The 17452-nt window shown below is 69.0% G+C and carries 14 protein-coding genes; 7 read left to right on the top strand and 7 right to left on the bottom strand.

The window, feature by feature from the left end:
• Window position 1: 1 nt before the first annotated feature.
• Window positions 2-994, top strand: a complete 993-nt coding sequence (locus ACFC14_RS12235; protein ID WP_376107193.1) for a stage II sporulation protein M — start codon at window positions 2-4, stop codon at window positions 992-994.
• Window positions 995-1031: 37 nt separating this feature from the next.
• Here the strand turns inward: ACFC14_RS12235 and ACFC14_RS12240 are convergent, their stop codons facing one another.
• Genes ACFC14_RS12240 through ACFC14_RS12260 form a run of 5 tightly spaced genes read right to left on the bottom strand, consistent with a single transcriptional unit; the run spans window position 1032 to window position 6560 of the window.
• Window positions 1032-2339, bottom strand: coding sequence for a DUF58 domain-containing protein (locus ACFC14_RS12240; protein WP_376104746.1), 1308 nt, complete (start codon window positions 2337-2339; stop codon window positions 1032-1034).
• The gene (locus ACFC14_RS12245) at window positions 2340-3263 is read right to left on the bottom strand and encodes a MoxR family ATPase (protein WP_240745165.1); all 924 of its coding nucleotides are present in this window, start codon (window positions 3261-3263) and stop codon (window positions 2340-2342) included.
• Window positions 3264-3307: 44 nt separating this feature from the next.
• Window positions 3308-4516 carry a DUF4350 domain-containing protein gene (locus ACFC14_RS12250; protein ID WP_376104749.1) on the bottom strand — a complete coding sequence of 403 codons (1209 nt, stop codon included), beginning with the start codon at window positions 4514-4516 and terminating at the stop codon, window positions 3308-3310.
• A complete protein-coding gene (locus ACFC14_RS12255; RefSeq protein ID WP_376104752.1) occupies window positions 4513-5154 on the bottom strand; it encodes a DUF4129 domain-containing protein in 642 nt (213 codons plus the stop codon). The genes ACFC14_RS12250 and ACFC14_RS12255 overlap by 4 nt, the downstream gene beginning before the upstream one ends.
• Complete coding sequence (locus ACFC14_RS12260) at window positions 5151-6560, bottom strand: hypothetical protein (protein ID WP_376104755.1); 1410 nt, start codon at window positions 6558-6560, stop codon at window positions 5151-5153. The genes ACFC14_RS12255 and ACFC14_RS12260 overlap by 4 nt, the downstream gene beginning before the upstream one ends.
• A gap of 79 nt (window positions 6561-6639) precedes the next feature.
• Here ACFC14_RS12260 and mtrA point away from each other — a divergent pair, with 79 nt between their 5' ends.
• From mtrA to hpf, 5 genes are all read left to right on the top strand, one after another.
• Window positions 6640-7320, top strand: coding sequence for an MtrAB system response regulator MtrA (gene mtrA, locus ACFC14_RS12265; RefSeq protein WP_376104758.1), 681 nt, complete (start codon window positions 6640-6642; stop codon window positions 7318-7320).
• 7 nt (window positions 7321-7327) lie between these two features.
• Window positions 7328-9010 carry an MtrAB system histidine kinase MtrB gene (gene mtrB / locus ACFC14_RS12270; RefSeq protein ID WP_376104761.1) on the top strand — a complete coding sequence of 561 codons (1683 nt, stop codon included), beginning with the start codon at window positions 7328-7330 and terminating at the stop codon, window positions 9008-9010.
• Complete coding sequence (locus tag ACFC14_RS12275) at window positions 9007-10725, top strand: GerMN domain-containing protein (RefSeq protein ID WP_376104764.1); 1719 nt, start codon at window positions 9007-9009, stop codon at window positions 10723-10725. Before mtrB ends, ACFC14_RS12275 begins: the two co-directional genes overlap by 4 nt.
• Window positions 10726-10991: 266 nt before the next feature.
• Window positions 10992-11471, top strand: a complete 480-nt coding sequence (locus ACFC14_RS12280) for a ComF family protein (RefSeq protein WP_376104766.1) — start codon at window positions 10992-10994, stop codon at window positions 11469-11471.
• Window positions 11472-11606: 135 nt separating this feature from the next.
• Window positions 11607-12263: a ribosome hibernation-promoting factor, HPF/YfiA family gene (gene hpf, locus ACFC14_RS12285; protein WP_376104769.1), complete on the top strand. Its 657-nt coding sequence runs from the start codon at window positions 11607-11609 to the stop codon at window positions 12261-12263.
• Window positions 12264-12336: 73 nt separating this feature from the next.
• Here hpf and ACFC14_RS12290 read toward each other — a convergent pair whose 3' ends face one another.
• Both ACFC14_RS12290 and ACFC14_RS12295 read right to left on the bottom strand, forming a co-directional pair.
• Window positions 12337-13662: a hypothetical protein gene (locus ACFC14_RS12290; protein WP_376104771.1), complete on the bottom strand. Its 1326-nt coding sequence runs from the start codon at window positions 13660-13662 to the stop codon at window positions 12337-12339.
• Between the two features lie 155 nt (window positions 13663-13817).
• Complete coding sequence (locus ACFC14_RS12295) at window positions 13818-14438, bottom strand: PadR family transcriptional regulator (protein WP_376104774.1); 621 nt, start codon at window positions 14436-14438, stop codon at window positions 13818-13820.
• Between the two features lie 189 nt (window positions 14439-14627).
• Between ACFC14_RS12295 and secA the strand changes: the two genes are divergently transcribed.
• Entirely contained in the window at window positions 14628-17426 is a 2799-nt protein-coding gene (gene secA, locus ACFC14_RS12300; RefSeq protein WP_376104777.1) for a preprotein translocase subunit SecA, read from the top strand.
• Window positions 17427-17452 lie beyond the last annotated feature (26 nt).

Here is a 17452-nt window from a genome sequence, read left to right on the forward strand (position 1 = left end):
GGTGGATGCCGATGCGCTGACCGATGCTCGCCGTGCGGAATGGGAACGGCTCGAGGAACTCAGCCGAGCCCGGCTCGACGGCAGCGGCGTGGACGAACTGATCGTGCGGTACCGCGCAGCCTCCGCCGATCTCGCCGAGCTGAAGACGTCGGTCGGCGACTCCCCGCAAGGCGCCTACCTCTCCACGATCCTGGTCCGCGCCCGACTGCGCCTCACCGGAGCATCCGACAGCATCCTCACCCAGACCGCTCGGTTCTTCCGACTGCAGCTTCCGGCCGCCCTGTACCGGCTGCGGTGGACGACCCTGGTCATCGCTCTCGCCTTCATCGCCGTCGCGGTCGGCACGGCGGCGTGGATCGCGAGCGACCCGGCGCTCATCGCAACTCTCGGACCGCCCGACCAGCTCGAACAGTATGCCGACGAGAGCTTCACGGGCTATTACACCGAGAACCCCGCTGCCGAGTTCATGGGCATGGTCTGGACGAACAACGCCTGGATCGCCATGCAATGCGTGCTCTTCGGCGTCACGGGGATCTGGCCGGTGTACATGCTCGTGCAGAACGCCATGGGCCTCGGAACCTCCGGCGCGGTCATGGCCGCGCACGACAAGGCCGACCTGATGGTGCTCTACATCCTCCCGCACGGCATGCTCGAGATGACCTGCATCTTCGTCGCGGCCGCCGCCGGTCTGCACGTGTTCTGGGCCTGGGTGGCTCCGGGACACCGCACCCGCGGGGAGGCGCTGGCCGAAGAGGGGCGATCGCTCGCGACGGTCGCACTCGGTCTCGTGTTCGCCCTTTTCCTCGCCGGGCTCGTGGAGGGCTTCGTGACCGGCTGGGGACTGCCGTGGCCGGTGAAGATCGGCATCGGCGCTGCCGCGCTGGCGGTGTTCCTCATCTACATGCTCGTCATCGGGGGGCGGGCGCATCGACGCGGCGAGACCGGCGACCTCGTCGAGTACGAAGCGGGCACGCCTCGACTCATCGCCGGCTGATGACCGGCTGATCGCGAACCGTCAGAGCCGGCAGCGGTCAGAGCCGGCCGGCCGCCTTCAGCTCCAGATAGCGGTCGGCGATGCGGGGCGGGAGTTCTTCCGGATCGGCGGCGATCGCCTCGCCACCCGCTCTGCGGATCGCATCCGCGACGTTCTCGGCGTCGCGAAGCGTGCGTTCCGCCGCAGCGGCGAGATAGACCTCTTCGCGAGAGTCGCGTTCACGCGCGAGCGCGGCGATGCCGTCGTCGGTGACGGACCCGACGAGAACGGTGGTCGCACGCGACGCGGTCGGGAAGGCGCCGAGGAAGCCGCGAGCGGATTCGGCTGCGTCCTGTGCCGTGAGCACGACGATCAAGGAGGGTCGCGTGGTGAGCGTGCGCACGGCGGCGAAGGCGCCGTGCCAGTCGGTGTCCACCAGACGCGCGTGCACGGGCGCCATGGCGTCGCTCATCGCCGGCAGGAGTGCCGAGCCGTCGACGCCGGTGACCCGGCCGCGCACGACGCGGTCGTACATCAGCAGGTGCACGTGGTCGCCCGCCCGAGAGGCGAGGGCTGCCAGCAGGAGTGCCGCTTCGAGGGCTGCATCGACCCGGGTGCCGTCGCCCACGCGTGCGGCTGCCGTCCGACCGGTGTCGATGATGATGACGACATGCCGGTCGCGTTCGGGTCGCCAGGTGCGCAGCATCGTCGTGCCGGCGCGCGCGGTCGCGCGCCAGTCGATCGAACGCACGTCGTCGCCGCGGACGTACTCGCGCAACGAGTCGAACTCGGTTCCCTGGCCTCGGACCTGGATGCTCGTGTTGCCGTCCAGCTCGCGCAGCCGAGCCAGCCTCGACGGGAGGTGCTTTCGCGAGGTGAAGGCGGGAAGCACACGGATCGCTCCTCGGACCGGATGCCGTGCCTGTCGACCGGCGAGACCGAGGGGCCCGCGCGAACGGACCATAACGAACTCGCTCACGAGCTCTCCGCGTCGGCGCGGAGTGAGCGGGATGGCCACGCGACCGCGCTCGCCCGGGCCCACCCGCAGCTGCTGTCTCTCGGCGGGGGCGCCGGCCGTGGGCTGCCAGGCGTCGCGGATCACCGCGTGCAGCGCCCTGGCACCGTGGTTGTGGACGGCGACGCTCACCGGAACCTGTTCGCCGAGCCGTGCGCGCTTGGGCAACCGGCGGCTGACCGTCACCGACCGGGCGCTCGCGGCGAGGGCGAGATCCACGACGACCAGAAGGATGCATAGGCCGATCCAGGCGCCCAGCACCGGGTACGGCGGATAGCCCGCGAGCCCGGCGAGGACCAGCGGGACGACGCCGACGGCGAGGGCGACGGCGAGACGACCGGTGATGAACACCTAGATCGGAACCCTGGTCTGCTGCACGACCGAGGTGAGCACGGCGTCTGCGGAGACGCCCTCCATCTGGGCGTCCGGCCGCAGCTGGAGGCGGTGACGCCACACCGGCACGAGCATCGTCTGCACGTGATCGGGTGTCACCGCGGTGGAGGCGTTTAACCACGCCCAGGCCTTGGCGGCGGCCAGGAGGCCGGTCGAGGCGCGGGGGCTGGCGCCGAGTTCGACGGAGGGGGACTGCCGCGTCGCGCGCGCCAGATCGACGACGTATCCCAGCACGTCATCGGTGACGTCGACCGAGGCGGCGGCCTGCTGCGCGGCTCGGATCTCGTCTGCGGAGACGACGGCCTCGACGCCCGTCAGCTCGCGCGGGGAGAAGCCCTCGGCGTGCCGGCGGAGCACCGACACCTCGGCGTCGCGCTCCGGCATGCCGACGACGAGCTTCATCAGGAAGCGATCCAGCTGCGCTTCGGGCAGCGAGTACGTGCCCTCGTGCTCGATCGGATTCTGGGTCGCCGCGACGAGGAAGGGATCGGGCAGCGGGCGGCTGACACCATCGGCCGACACCTGGCGCTCCTCCATGGCTTCGAGGAGGGCGGCCTGCGTCTTCGGCGGCGTCCGGTTGATCTCATCCGCGAGCAGGATGTTGGTGAACACCGGGCCGGCGCGGAAGTCGAACTCGCCCGTGCGAGCGTCATACACGAGGGAACCCGTGACGTCGCCCGGCATCAGGTCCGGCGTGAACTGCACGCGTTTCGTGTCGAGGCCGAGGGCACGTGCGAACGACCGGACCACCAGCGTCTTGGCGACGCCGGGCACTCCTTCCAGGAGCACATGGCCGCGCGCGAGCAGCGAGACGAGGAGGCCGGTGACGGTGCCGGCCTGGCCGATGACCGCCTTGTCGACCTCGGTGCGCACCCGGTGCATGGCCTGACGAAGCGCGGCGTCGTCGGTGGAGTGGTTCTCAACGGTCACGTGGTTCCCTCGGCTTCTGTGGGATGGATGGTCGGTCGACGGGTGCTGGTCTCCACGGCCGCCTCGAGCTCGTCGAGACGTCGAGCGAGGTCGACCAGGGTGGCGTCGTCTGTGGGAAGAGGCCCCGACAACAGCGTCTGCAGGGTTCCCCGGGGGATCCGGAGCCTGTCGGACGCGGCGTCGGCGACCTCGTCCGCGCCGGCATGCACGGCCAGGCCGAGTCGGCGGGCGAGGCGCCGCTGCGCGCCGTCGCGAAGGGCCTCGGCAGCGTGCGCGGCATCAGCGGCCCTGGCGGTGAGACGTGCGCGGCCGTGCATCGTCTCGGACGCGCGGACCGTCACCGGCAACGTCTCGGCGACGAGGGGCCCGAAACGCTGACCGCGCCAGATCGACGCGGCGACTCCGGCGAGCAGCAGCAGGAGGATCGCCGGTGTGACCCACGGGGGAGTGAGGCTCCCCAACGTGTCGACCGACTTGCCCTCGATGTCGGAATCGCCGAGGCTCGGCACGTACCAGACGACCCGTTCGGTCTGCCCGAGCAGTGCCAGCGCGAGCGCGGCGTTGCCGTTCTCCGCCAGGTACGCGTTGCTGAAGAGCCGGGTACCCTCCACGACGACGCGGCGGTCTCCGGCGCGGTCATCGACGAGCACGGCGGCGCCGTCGGCATCTCCGAAGCACCCCTCGACCTCAGCGGCGGGGGAGAAGAGACGGTCGGCGCGGATCGTGCCAACCTCCGCGAACTCCGGGACATCGCACGCCGCCTCCACGGCCGAGCGCGTGCCCGGGGCGTTCTCGCCGATGCGCAGCGTGTTCAGCAGGTGCGAGCTCGTCGAGAGGAAGACCACGCGGTCGGCCGGTTCCATCAGCGTCTCCACGGCGCCATCGGTGAGCGTGTACGGATTCGCCATGACCAGCGTGGCTCCCTCGCCGACGGCGGCACGTGCCTCCACCCGCGATCGTCGGACGTCGACCTCGACGCCCTGGTCGCGAAGGATCTCCGCGAGGGCGAGGGCACCGGAGTCATCACGCCCTTCGGGGTCGAGAGCTCCGTGTTCCGCCGGTGGCGAGGCGCTGACGCGCACGGCGACGAACACGGCGACGAGGACGAGGACGACGATGATGCCCCAGCCCAGGACGGTGTTCCTTCTGCGTGGTCGACGCTCGGCCGTCGCCGCGGCAGTCCCGCTCTGCTCGGTCACGGTCATGCCGGCACCGCCTCGAGGCGACGGGTGCGGAGACGTTCGTCCGTTGCCGCGAGGTCCTGGTAGGTCTCCACCGTCGCCGGGTGCCCGAGGTAACGGACGTCGTCGAACGCCACGGCTGCGCGGCGCAGCGCTGAGGCCTCATCCGGGAAGACGGCGCCGGCATCGCGCGCGATCGACTGCGCGGTGGCGCCGGGGGCGGGATCGATCAGATCGCGTTCGAGGAGGCTGCGGGCGATCGCGCGATAGCGGAGGATCGTCGCGGTGCTCCAGTCGGCCGCGCGGGCGCTGCGCTCGGCATCGGCTCGGAGCTGTGCCGCCGTGCGGTCATCGGACTCGCCGAGGAGGTCGCCCCGTGCACGTCGCACGGCACGCGAGCTGCGCGGCCGACCCCAGATGACGAGGGCTGCGATGAGAGCGGCGGCGATGATGACCGTCACGATGATGAGAGCGGACGGTCCGATGTTCGCGCCGTTGTCCGAGCTGAACAGATCGGCGAGGAAGCGGCCGATGTCCCGCGCGACCAGATCGAACCACGTCGGTTTCGCATCCGCGTACCGCGGGTTGGCGAGCTCGTCCTCCGCCCATCGGCGTGCCTCATCCCCGTCGGGGATGAACAGGTCGTCGAACCGGGAGATCATGCCGTGTCGTCGCTGCCGGGAGCAGCCCAGCCTCCGTCAGCCGGTCCGGGTGCGTGAGTCGGGTTCGATGCGGCAGCAGCTGCCGCAGGTGGCGGAGGCGGCGGGAACGCCCCGGGAGCGCTCGTGACCGGCGCGGTCGCTGGCGTCGTCGGCGCGCTGCTCTGCTGCGGTGCATACGCCTGTGGCGCGTAGGGCTGCTGCCCGTACGGCTGCGGCTGCTGAGCATACGGCTGTCCGGGGTACGGCTGTCCGGGGTATGGCTGCGGGGAGGCGCCCTGTGTCATCAGTACGTGGTCCGGCACCTGCCGGGGCGGAGGCGCGGAGGTGACGGCTCTCGCCGGATCGACGATGAACGGATCGCCGAGCTGATCTTCCGTCCCGCCCAGATCACGGTGCTCGACATAGGCGATGAGCGTCTGGTCCAGCCCCTCGTACCGCATCCGGCAGTCGAGGTAGACGAGTGCCGACCCCGTGCTCTGCACCACGAGAGTGATCGCCTGGATGACGAGGAGCAGGATCTGGGGTGCGAGGAAGGCGAGGACAAAGCCCACGATGGCGCTCGGATCCTCGGCGCCCGTCGGCGCGATGACCGAGCCGAGCAGGCTGCTCAGCAGCGTGGCCGGGATGCTCACCACCTGCGCCGCGATGCCCATGATGGCGCTGATGAGGAAGGTCACGCCGAACGCGACCCAGAAACGGCCGCGGGTGAGTCGCCAGGAGCGCACGAAGGCGTCGCGGAACCGTGCGTGCTCGAGGACGAGGATCGACGGCACCAGCAGCAGCTTCGTCGTCAGCCAGACGAACAGGGGGATCGCGGCGAGTGCGAGGAGGACCACGACGAGGACGACGACTCCGATGAGCTCGACGCTTCCGCCCGCACCACCGGCGACGAAGGCGGCGATGATGCTCACGACGATGGCGAGGATGCCGAACAGGGCGATCACCGAGAGCGACGCGAAACCGGCGAGACGCCAGAAAGCCGGTGCCATCCGGCGCCAGAGCATCCGCAGCGTGGCCTTGACCCCGACGGCTGCGTAGCCGATCTCCGCGGCGACCACGCCCTGCATCGTCGCCGTGAAGGCGGTCGACGCCAGTCCGACGCCGAGGCCGGCGATGAGGTTGATCCCGATGGTCCCGGCCAGCACCGCCTCGAAGTCGGGGGAGGAGGGTGAGACGGTCTCCAGGCGGGAGAAGGTCGTGAACAGGACGACTCCCATCACGGACGCCGTGACGACGGTCGCGACGAGCTGAATCACGACGGCGAAGCCGAACAGTACCTTCGGGTTGTGTCGCAGGGCCGCGAAGGCCCGGCCCAGCAGCATCCCGAACGTCAGCGGATGGAGGGGGATGACCCCCTTCTTCGGCGCGGGCGTCCACATCTGGCCACTCACAGGCACTCCCTCCATGGTGGCTCCATCGTGTCACACCGCACACGTGGTGCGCAGACCTGGGGTCGGCGGGACTCGGTGCCATAAGGTAACAGTTATGACCTCACGCATTCTCGTGGTCGACGATGACACAGCGCTCGCCGAGATGATCGGCATCGTGCTGCGCACCGAGGGATTCGAGCCGGTGTTCTGCGCGGACGGTGCGCGTGCCGTCGACGAGTGGCGCTCGCAGCGGCCCGATCTCGTGCTGCTCGACCTCATGCTGCCCGGCATGGACGGGATCGAGATCTGCACCCGCATACGTGCGGAATCGGGCGTCCCGATCATCATGCTCACGGCGCGCAGCGACACCGCAGACGTCGTTCGCGGACTCGAGGTGGGCGCAGATGACTACATGGTCAAGCCCTTCAACCCGAAAGAGCTCGTCGCGCGCATCCGCACCCGTCTGCGTCCGACACCGCAGGCCACCAGCGAGCAGCTGCGGGTGGGCGACCTCACGGTCGATGTCGATGCCCACGAGGTGCGTCGTGGTACCGCGCCGATCGCGCTCACGCCGCTGGAGTTCCAGCTGCTGGTCGCGCTCGCCTCCAAACCGCAGCAGGTGTTCTCCCGCGAGATGCTCCTGGAGCAGGTGTGGGGCTACCACTACAAGGCCGACACCCGCCTGGTGAATGTGCACGTGCAGCGCCTCCGCGCCAAGGTCGAACTCGACCCGGACAATCCGAAGATCGTGATGACGGTGCGTGGCGTCGGCTACCGTGCCGGGAGCGTCGGCTAGGAGCACGATGGCCGCGACGACAGCGACCACGACGACGGTCGCTGTCCTGCGCGACTGGCGCGGCTGGCCGACGATGCTCGGCACCCTGTGGCGACGATCGCTGCGGTTCCGTACCCTCTCGATCACGTTGCTCGCGACCTCGCTGGCGATCTTCATCACCTGCGTGACGATGGCGCTCGTGATCCAGAACGACCTCTTCATCTCGCGCAAGACCGTCGCTCTCGAAGACGCCCGCCGCGCGGTGGACCAGGCCCAGCGCATCCTCGATGTGGCCGAGGTGGGAGACGACCCCGCGGCGCTCTCGAGTCTCTGGGCCGGAATCCAGGACACGCTCGCCCGCACCTCGAGCACCGATCAGCTCGCCGGCTACAAGATCGACACCGGCGCGGACACCGCGCGACTGAACGGTTTCGAAGCGGGGTTGAACGAGAGCCTGCTGAGCCCGAATCTCCGCGCACGCGTGGTCAAGCTCGACGATCGCCAGGCCTGGCAGTCGGTGGCGCTTCCGGTGGAGGACGGCCCGGCCGTCCCCGGGATCGTCGTGGGGCAGCAGCTGCAGGTGCCAGAAGCTGGGCCGTTCGAGATCTACTTCGCCTACGACCTCGGCGATGCCGATCAGACGCTCGTGTTCGTGCAGCGAACCCTGTGGATCGCCGGGATCGGGCTGGTGGCCATCGTCGCGGCCATCTCCTGGATCGTCCTGCGGGCGGTGTCGTCCCCGATCGTGCAGGCCGCCGAGACGAGCGCGCGACTCGCGGCGGGCGAACTCGGAGTGCGCATCGATGTGCACGGAGAAGACGAGCTCGCCGTGCTCGGTCGATCCTTCAATGCGATGGCCGACAGCATCGAGGCGCAGATCAAGGAGCTCGGCGAGCTGTCGATGGTGCAGCAGCGGTTCGTCTCGGATGTCTCGCACGAGCTTCGCACTCCGCTCACGACCATCCGGCTCGCCGCGGACATGCTCAACGACCAGCGCGACGAGTTCGATCCCACCACCGCGCGCACCGCCGAACTGCTGCACACACAGGTGCAGCGGTTCGAGACGCTGCTGTCCGACCTCCTGGAGATCAGCCGGTACGACGCAGGGTCGGTGCAGCTCGAGCTGGAGGCGACGAGCCTCGCGCATCTGGCGGAGGACATCATCGATCAGATGCGACCGCTCGCCGACGGGCACGGCACGGAGCTGCGACTGGTCGCCCCCGGCGGATACTCGCCCGTCGACATGGACCCTCGCCGCGTGCGGCGGGTCCTGCGCAACCTGATCGGCAACGCCATCGAACACGGCGAGGGGCGCCCGGTCGTCATCACCATCGACAGTAACCAGCATGCGGTGGCGGCGGGTGTCCGGGACTTCGGCCTGGGAATGGAGCCGGACGACGCGGAGCGGGTGTTCGACCGGTTCTGGCGCGCCGATCCCTCTCGTCAGCGGACGATCGGAGGGACCGGGCTGGGACTGTCCATCGCTCTCGGTGACGCCACGCTGCACGGCGGCACGCTCGCCGTATGGTCGGAACTGGGCGTCGGCACGAACTTCGTCCTCACTATTCCTCGTCACGACGGCGTGCTGGACGGACCGAGCCCGATCCCGATCGAACCGCAGGAGCCGCTCGCGGAACTCGGTGACGCGACGCAGCCGATCTCCCTCACCGACCCTCCCCCCGGACTCTTCGACGAGAGCGACAGGTCATGAATCAGACCGGATGGACGAGGACGCTGCGCGGTGGGGCGGTGGCCCTCGTGGTGCTCCTGCTCACGGCCTGCGCCGGACTTCCGACCAGCGGCGGGGTCTCGGTGGGGCTCGAACTCGGCGAATCCACGCAGGATGTCGACTTCCTTCCCGTGGCCTCCGGGCCGATCAAGGGTGCCGGACCCGAGGAGATCGTCGAGGGGTTCCTCGAAGCGGGGATCACGACGTCAGACAACTGGGCCACGGCGCGGGAGTTCCTCGCTCCCGACCTGCAGCGCACGTGGCGGCCGGCGGCAGGGGTGTCCGTCGACGTCGGCACCGACACGCGCACGATCACCTCCACCGTTCCGCAGGCGGAGGTCGAGAACGCGGACTCGGCCGACGTCCAGGTCCTGCTCGACCTGGTCGCGAGTGTCGACGACGCGAACACGTACTCGGAAGCACTCGGCGCGTCCACCATGCCGTTCACACTCCAGCGCATGGAGGACGGCGAGTGGCGCATCACGGAGGCGCTCGACGGGATCGTGATCGATGAGCCTCGATTCGAGAACGTCTTCGAGGGCTACCCGCTGCAGTACTTCGATCTCAGCTGGTCGCGCCTGGTCCCCGACATGCGTTGGTTCCCGCGGAGGCAGAGTCCGGCGACGACGGTGACGCAGGCCCTGATCGGCGGTGCTCCCAGCGACTGGCTCGACCCTGCCGTGCAGAACGCCTTCCCGGCCGACGTGCAGCTGGCCCAGGACGCCGTCCTCATCACCGGGCAGGTGGCCGATGTCGCCCTCACCCGCCCGGCGGCCGCGCTCGACGAGACGACGCTCTCCCGGATGCGCACGCAGTTGCAGGCCACTCTCCGGGCTGCGGGGGTCGCCGTCACCAGGGTGCAGTTCACCGTCGACGGCCGCAGCGTCGACGCCGGGGTCGTCGATGTCGTGGAGCCGTCGGCGGAGATCGGCACTCTCGTGCTGCAGAACGGCGTGTTCGGTCGGATCGTGGGGGACGAGATCTCCCCGGTCGCGGGAATTAGCGACGAGATCGCTGCGATGCCTCAGCCCATCGCGTCGATCGATGTGGCTCTGGACGACTCGATCGCGGCCGTCCAACTCGGCGACGGGCGGGTGTATCGGGTCGGCGACGGGAGCCGCAACGAGTTCGACGCGCCGCCGGGACTGATCGAGCCGTCCCTCGATCCATACGGGTACACGTGGACCGTCCCCGAAGGAGACCCGGCGGCCCTTCAGGCGTGGGGGAGCGATATCGCAGCGCACGCGATCGGGAATGCGTGGCCGACGGCGTCGGCGGTCTCCGACCTGCGCGTCGCCGGCGACGGCAGCCGGGTGGCCGCGGTGGTCACCGTCGGCAAGCAGCGCTGGGTCGTCGTGGCCGCGGTCGTCCGCGATTCGACGGGACTTCCGGTCGAGCTCGGCGATGCCAAGCAGCTGGTGCAGATCGACGAGCCCGCAACGGGTCTGGTGTGGTTGGGGCCGGATCGGCTCGGTGTGCTGGTGGATCCGGTGAGCCCCCGGCTCATCACCCAGATGGTGGGCGGCCCCGGCACGTCGGAGGCGGCTCCGGGAGATTCCGTCTCGGCCGCAGGTGCGCGGACCGCTGCCGGTGTCCGCATCCTCGGCGCGGGCGGACAGTTGTTCGCACATGCGGGGTCGGCATGGCGCGAGGTCGCGTCCGACATCTCGGTGCTCGCCACTCGGGTCGGGGAGTGACTCCTCCTGCACGGCAGGGGCAGTAGTCCCCGTTGTCGGTGGCAGCAGCGGTAGCGGCGGCGTCATCGGTGGAGTCGAGCGCACGGCGTCAGAATCGTCAGATGCAGCGATCCTCCCTTCTTCCCGGTGTCGGCGCGGAGCTGGCGGCGTTCCTGCTGGCGGCGACATGCGCAGGGTGCGATGAACCCGGGACGCTGTTGTGTTCCCGGTGTCGCGGCGACCTGACGCCGCGTCCGCGATCGTCGGTGACCCCGGGAGGACTGCCGGTGCACGCAGCTCTCGAGTTCGGGGGAGTAGCGGCCCGCTGCATCCGTCGGCTCAAGGGCGAGGGCGATACCTTTCTCGCCCGTCCGCTCGCCGCGGCACTCGCGACGGTGCTCTCCCCCCTCGTGACGCCGATGACCTGGATCGTTCCGGTCCCCACCACGCGGAGGGCGTTCCGCCGCCGCGGCTATCGAGTGCCCGAGCTGCTGATCCGTCGCGCGCGCGCCGAACCGCGACCCGTGCTGTCGGTCGCGGCCACCGGCATCGATCAGCGTGGCCTGGGCGCGCGTGAGCGTGAGGAGAACGTCCGTGGCACGATGCGTGCGCGGCGCCGGGGGGCGGGCGCCGAGGCCGTGATCGTCGACGACGTGGTCACGACCGGGGCGACGCTCGACGAAGCATCCCGCGTGCTCGAAGCGGCCGGCTTCCGCATCGTGGCAGCAGTCGCGCTCGCCGCCACGCCGCATCGATCGGGATTCTGAGGAACCTCATCGAGGATGCACCGCCGACACAGGGGCGCAACCCCGTGACATCCGTCGGCGGTCGGACTACGGTGGGGTGACACAAGGCGACCACGGTCCGCCCTTGGCCGGGAGGACCGGGACAAGGAGGCAGCAATGGAAACAAGCATCGTTGGCGTCGGAGTGGGTATCACCGATCGCTTCCGAACCGTTGTCGAAGAGAAGATCGCCAAGGTCCAGATGTTCGCGTCACGGGCGCAACGACTGGATGTCAAGGTCACCCACCGCGTGTATCGCAACGGCCGTATCCCGGACGAGACAGTCGAGCTGACGCTGGTCGGCAAGGGGCCCGTCGTCCGCGCGGAGGCGACGGACGGTGACAAGTTCGTGGCTCTCGACCTCGCCATCGACAAGATGTCCGAGCAGCTTCGTCGTGCGAAGGAGAAGCGTGTCGACGGCCGACAGCACCCGCGCGGCGCTCACTTCGAGAAGGGCAGCGGGTCGCTGGAGGGCATCGACGTCCAGCCGGCATCCGTGGACGTGCTCCATGCCGTCGCGACGGGCAGCGTCCCCGTGCAGCAGTCCGAGGAAGAGACCTACTCGCCCGTCGTCATCCGCACGAAGAGCTTCGACGCCGAGTGGATGACTGTGGAAGAGGCGGTCGATCGGATGGAATTGGTCGGGCACGACTTCTTCCTCTTCGTCGACGTCCGCACCGACCACCCGAGCGTCGTCTACCGGCGCAAGGGCTGGGACTACGGTGTGATCGCGTTGAGCACGCAGGCGCCGCCCTCTGAGGCTCTCGCCTCCTGACAGAGTTGCAGAACGGCCCGGTCCCTCAAGGGGCCGGGCCGTTCTGGCGTCGTGGTGCCGCGGGCGTCGATCGTCAGTCGAAGATTCCGTCGAGGAGGCTTCCGATCACGAGGCCGCCGAGGATGCCGGATGCGATGTCGCCGCCACCACCGCCGCGCCGCGGTCCGCCTCCCCAACCGCCACCGCCGCCCCAGTCCTGATCCCGAGGACGGGAAGAGTCGATGTCGCGCTGTGCGAGCTGGAGCGCCTCGGAGGCGAGATGCGCGACGCGTCGTGCCTGCACGAGGGCCGCTTCGCGCGTGTCCTCCGCCGGGAGGAGGTCGGAGACATCGACGCGGAGTCGCTCGGCCTCGGCGAGGCGCGTGCGGGCGTCGGCGCCGATCCAGCCGCGATGACCGGCGATGAGGCCGCGCGCGACGCCGAGCTGGCGGTCGGCATCGTCGATCGCATGCTGGACCTGCGCGATGCTCGGGAGGGGGTTCTCGGCGCGGTGACGGGCTTTGGCGATGGCTTCGTCGAGCGCGGAGTTGGCGTCGCGCAACTGGGAGAGTTCGGCGAACGGATCGTTGGGCTGGCCCGACGGCGTGAGGGCGGCCAGCGCGGCCTGGAGTGCGGCGACGGCTTCGGCGACGGCAGGTGCCGCGGGGGCATTGCGCGCCGCGATGAGGTCACCGCGGGAGTCGGCCACGACCTCGGCGAGGGTGGACTCCGCGCGGAGGGCCTCGATCTCGAAGTCTTCGACCGCATCGAGGAGCGCGGATGCGCGCCGCGTGGCCTCGGTGGCCGTTTCGAGGGCGACGTTCGCCTCTTCGTTCTGCTTGGCCGCACGACGGCGCTCGGAGATGTCGGCGCTGTGGGTGGCGAAGCGGATGAGTTGCTCGGCCTCGGCCGCGCTGGCGGTGATCTGGTGCATCGCGGAATCGGCGTAGCGGGCCGAGAGGCGTGCGACGGCTTCGTTGGTCTGGGGGATGCGTGTGCTGAGCTCGGCGGCCTCCGCCCGGACCTGCGCGATGATCTCGGGAGCGCGGCGCACCTTGGCCACGGACTCCGCGAGGACGGAGGTCTTCTCGTCGAGAAGATCCTGGGCCCAGTCGCACAGCTGCAGGATGCGCGCGTTCCGTGTGCGCAGCTCCTCGGCCGTGTCAGGGATCTCATCATGGTTCAGCTGGTGCAGCTGGAACGCCTCGCGCAGGTGGGTACGCACCGCGGTGAGAGCCTTGCGCAGATCGGCGGTCAGCGACTCGCCGAGCTCGGCCTCGGCGAAGGAGAGCTCGTCCGACGTCGTGCGAATCCGCTCGTCCGCGCCGACCAGTGCCTGCTCGGCGCGACGCGCCAGATCGGCGTCCTGTGCGGCGAGCTCTTCCTGTTCGCGTTTGCGTCTGCCCCAAAATCCAGCCATGGATCGATCCTAGTTTCTTGGGCACCGGCGGTGGCTGAGCATCCGCTTCGGGGCGGCGCTGTTCGCTCAGGGCACGTCACGCGATCGTCGCGCGCCGGATGAGCTCCGCACGTCGGGGGACGAGTCGGCTCCCAGGCGTAGGACCGTCTCGTCGCTCACAGCGAGGGTGCGGCACCCGCGAGTGCGGTTCCGGCCTTCGCAGGCCGCCCGCGCTTGGGTCGCTCGGTCGCGAGTTCGAGCGCCATCGCGTGTCGCGGGTGCGAGCCGAGACGTTGTTCCGCGTGGTCGAGCCAGCGCACCTCGGCCTCAGCGGCGAAGATCATCGAATCGACGACCAGGGCCCAGGAGAGCTCCTCCGGACCGTCCGCCTCACCGCCGGCGTACTTCGCCCGCTGCAGGGACTGCAGTTGACGCAGTGAGGCCGTGCGCTGCGATTGGATGACCGCCGCGACGTCGACCCCGGGCATCGTCGCCGCGACCGCGAGCTTGATCGCGAGCTCATCCCGGGTCGCCTGCGTCCGCACCACGGGGGAGGAGAGCCACTGTGCGACCGCGGCCGAACCGGCATCAGTGATCTGCCAGTACACGTGGCCGTGCTCGTCGGCGTCGCCCCGCTCCACGAGAGCGTCACGCTCGAGCCTCTCGAGTGTGTTGTAGATCTGTCCGACGTTCAGTGGCCAGGTGGAGCCGGTGCGTCGGTCGAATTCGTGCCGCAGTTGGTAGCCGTAACAGGGGCCCTGCTCGAGGATCGCGAGCAGGCTCTGACGTACCGACATGGTGTGTGCCCCCTGGTTGTCGCTCGAATGCGTTACCGAGTATATGCATACTCGGTAACTGCCCGAATCCTCCCGCGGGAGTCCCGTGCAGGCGACGTGCAGGTCACAGACCGGTAACATGGCAAAGTATGCCTGGCGTCGGGTTCACCGATGGCCGGCGATTTACCCACTGACAGGGAGATGACATCCGTGGCCAATCCTCTTGAGAAGCTGCTGCGCGCTGGCGAGGGGCGGGTCATCCGCCGTCTGAATCAGGTCGTCAAGGCAGTGGGAGCGCTGGAAGAGGACATCTCCAAGCTCACCGACGACGAGCTGCGCAACGAGACCGTCGAGCTGCGCGCGCGCTTCGAGAAGGGCGAGACGCTCGACCAGCTGATGCCCGAGGCCTTCGCCGCGGTACGGGAGGCTGCGAAGCGCACCCTCGGCATGCGTGCCTACGACGTGCAGGTCATGGGCGGCGCCGCCCTTCACCTCGGCAACATCGCCGAGATGAAGACCGGTGAAGGCAAGACCCTCGTCGCGACCCTGCCCGCGTACCTGAACGCGATCGCCGGCAAGGGCGTGCACGTGATCACGGTCAACGACTTCCTCGCGAGCTACCAGGCCGAGTTGATGGGACGCGTGTTCCGCGCACTCGGCATGACCACCGGCATCATCGTCTCCGGTCAGACCCCTGCGGTGCGCCGTGAGCAGTATGGGGCCGACATCACCTACGGCACGAACAACGAGTTCGGCTTCGACTACCTGCGCGACAACATGGCCTGGCGCAAGGAAGACCTCGTCCAGCGCGAGCACTTCTTCGCGATCGTCGACGAGGTCGACTCGATCCTCATCGACGAGGCACGCACCCCGCTCATCATCTCGGGCCCCTCCTCGGGGGAGGCCAACCGCTGGTTCGCCGAGTTCGCGAAGATCGCCCGCACCCTCGAGGTCGGCGTGGATTACGAGGTCGACGAGAAGAAGCGCACCGTCGGCGTGCTCGAGCCCGGTATCGAGAAGGTCGAGGACTACCTCGGAATCGACAACCTGTACGAGTCGGCCAACACTCCGCTCATCTCCTTCCTCAACAACTCGATCAAGGCGCTCGCCCTGTTCAAGAAGGACACCGACTACGTCGTCATGAACGACGAGGTCATGATCGTCGACGAGCACACGGGCCGAATCCTGGTCGGTCGTCGCTACAACGAGGGCATCCACCAGGCGATCGAGGCCAAGGAGGGTGTGCCGGTCAAGGCCGAGAACCAGACTCTCGCGACGGTCACGCTGCAGAACTACTTCCGTCTCTACGACAAGCTCGCCGGCATGACGGGTACGGCCGAGACCGAGGCCGCGGAGTTCATGTCGACCTACAAGCTCGGTGTCATCCCGATCCCGACGAACCGGCCGATGATCCGCAAGGACCAGTCGGACCTCGTCTACAAGAACGAGACGGCGAAGTTCGAGCAGGTCGTCGAGGACATCGCTGAACGCCATGCCGCCGGGCAGCCGGTGCTGGTCGGAACCGTGAGCGTCGAGAAGAGCGAGTACCTGTCGCGCCTGCTCGCGAAGAAGGGCGTCAAGCACGAGGTCCTCAACGCGAAGAACCACGCGCGTGAGGCCGAGATCGTCGCCCGCGCCGGCCGCCTGGGGGCCGTCACCGTCGCCACGAACATGGCCGGTCGAGGCACTGACATCATGCTCGGCGGAAACGCCGAGTTCCTCGCGGTCCAGGAGCTCAAGGGCAAGGGGCTCGACCCCGTCGAGACGCCCGAGGAGTACGAGGTCGCGTGGGATGAGACCTACGAGGCGATGAAGGCTGTCGTCGCAGAGGAAGCCGAGAAGGTCATCGAGGCCGGGGGTCTCTACGTTCTGGGGACCGAACGTCACGAGTCGCGTCGCATCGACAACCAGCTCCGCGGTCGTTCCGGGCGTCAGGGCGATCCCGGCGAGAGTCGCTTCTACCTGAGCCTCACCGACGACCTGATGCGTCTGTTCCAGTCGGGTGCCGCCGAGGCGATCCTCGCCCGCACGAACTTCCCGGACGATGTTCCGATCGAGTCGGGACTCGTATCCCGCGCGATCCGCAGCGCCCAGTCCCAGGTCGAGTCGCGCAACGCCGAGATGCGCAAGAACGTCCTCAAGTACGACGACGTCCTGAACCGTCAGCGCGAGGCCATCTACGCCGACCGTCGACACATCCTGCAGGGCGATGACATCGCCGACCGCGTCCAGCACTTCATCGAGGATGCGATCAGCGGCGTGGTCCGCGACCACACCGGCGAGGGCCACAACGAGAGCTGGGACTTCGACGCGCTCTGGACCGAGCTCAAGACGCTCTACCCGGTGGGCGTGACGATCGACGAGGTCGTCTCGGAAGCAGCGGGGCGCAAGGGCGGCATCACGGCAGACGGACTCACCCGCGAGCTGCTCTCCGACGCGAAGATCGCGTACGAGGCGCGCGAGGAGGCGCTCGGCGAGGCGGCCACGCGTGAACTGGAGCGTCGCGTGGTGCTCCAGGTGCTCGACCGCCGCTGGCGCGACCACCTCTACGAGATGGACTACCTCAAGGACGGCATCGGGCTGCGCGCGATGGCTCAGCGCGATCCACTCATCGAGTACCAGCGCGAGGGCTACGCGATGTTCCAGTCGATGATGGGCCAGATCAAGGAGGAATCCGTCGGATACCTCTACAACCTCGAGGTCGAGGTGCGGCGTGCCGGCGACTCTCAGACCGCCGAGGTCGAGGCCAAGGGTCTCGCCACGGACGGGGGAGAGCAGCGTCTCGAGTACTCCGCGGCGAACGACGCGGGCGAGGTCGAGGTCCGCAACGATCGTGGTCAGGTCCAGCAGGCGGCGACCGATCGTGTCCGTCAGGCGGCGGCTCGCGCTCAGGCCCCGCAGGCCGAGCCGGAAGAAGCACCGCGAGGCGCCTTCGGCCAGCGCACGGATGCCGAGGCTCCGGCCGGCAACCGTGAGCAGCGTCGCGCCCAGGGTAAGAAGAAGAAGTAGCTCCAGCGCAGAGGAGGGCCAGTCCA

The organism is Microbacterium sp. NPDC055988, assembly GCF_042269505.1.
In the GTDB taxonomy this organism is placed as follows: Bacteria; Actinomycetota; Actinomycetes; order Actinomycetales; family Microbacteriaceae; genus Microbacterium.